The following is an 834-nucleotide window of genomic DNA, read 5'->3' as shown; positions in this document are numbered from 1 at the left end:
GAAGAACAGCGACCGTCCGAGAGGAGCGATTTGCGCCTTTGGAGCGACAGATTGGCTTTCGAACGCCTCGATGTCGGCCGCCGAAACTCCGGCCGCCTTGAGTTGGTCGAGGTACTCGACGGTCTCTTCTGGCAGCGGTTTGCCACGCTTCAAATGCTCGTCGTAGCGCTCGGGACCGGCATTGTAGGCGCCAAACAGGCCAGGAAATCCGAAGCGGTCATACATGGCACTGAGATAGGCCGTGCCGGCCAGGATATTGTCGCGCGGATCGTGGGGGTTAGGCCCAAGGCCGTGTTCGACCCGCATCTCTTCATAGGTGCCGGGCATCACCTGCATGAGGCCCATGGCGCCAGCGGGGGAGGTGATGGGGCGGCCGCCGCGCATTGTCTTGCCGCCGCTTTCGGCAGCCATGACGGCATAGATCCAGGCTTGGGGAATATGGAAGCGCCGGCTTGCTTCCGATACCAACGTCTGCCACTTTCGCAGCTGCGGACTTTGGGAGATGGCGACCGGCTCAGCGCCGGTCGAGGCGGAACAGGCGCATGGCGCAATGGCGATCATGCCCAACAAGAGGAGGGTCACTCGGTCCATAGTGGTACGAGCCTCCCGATGACATTTTGAGTGGGAACAGGCCCGAAATAGCGGCTGTCGAAGGAGCGGTTTTTGTCGCTGCCGAGCAGGAAAACCTCGTTATCCCCGAGCGCTCGGCAGCCGTTCCACCATGGCAAAGGTCGGCCTTCGGCGTCGATTTTGAGCCGGCGCGCGACGATGTCGCCGCCGATGATGATGGCGTCATTGAAGGCGCAGACATTATCGTCCGGCAGCGCTGCAAGA

Annotated in this window: 2 protein-coding genes; both read right to left on the bottom strand. The window is 61.9% G+C overall.

All coding sequences use genetic code 11. From position 1 onward, the window contains the following. On the bottom strand, positions 1-591 hold a 591-nt coding region (locus tag EN893_RS36060; protein ID WP_164901495.1), incomplete at its 3' end, for a lytic transglycosylase domain-containing protein. Next, a partial coding sequence (locus EN893_RS36055) for a S26 family signal peptidase (RefSeq protein WP_206640262.1) occupies positions 579-834 on the bottom strand: 256 nt, incomplete at its 5' end. The genes EN893_RS36060 and EN893_RS36055, both read right to left, overlap by 13 nt.

It is taken from the genome of Mesorhizobium sp. M7A.F.Ca.CA.004.04.2.1, assembly GCF_004022825.1.
In the GTDB taxonomy this organism is placed as follows: Bacteria; Pseudomonadota; Alphaproteobacteria; order Rhizobiales; family Rhizobiaceae; genus Mesorhizobium.
The sequence above is the reverse complement of the archived record's forward strand: the minus strand, read 5'-3'. Positions and strand labels throughout refer to the sequence as shown.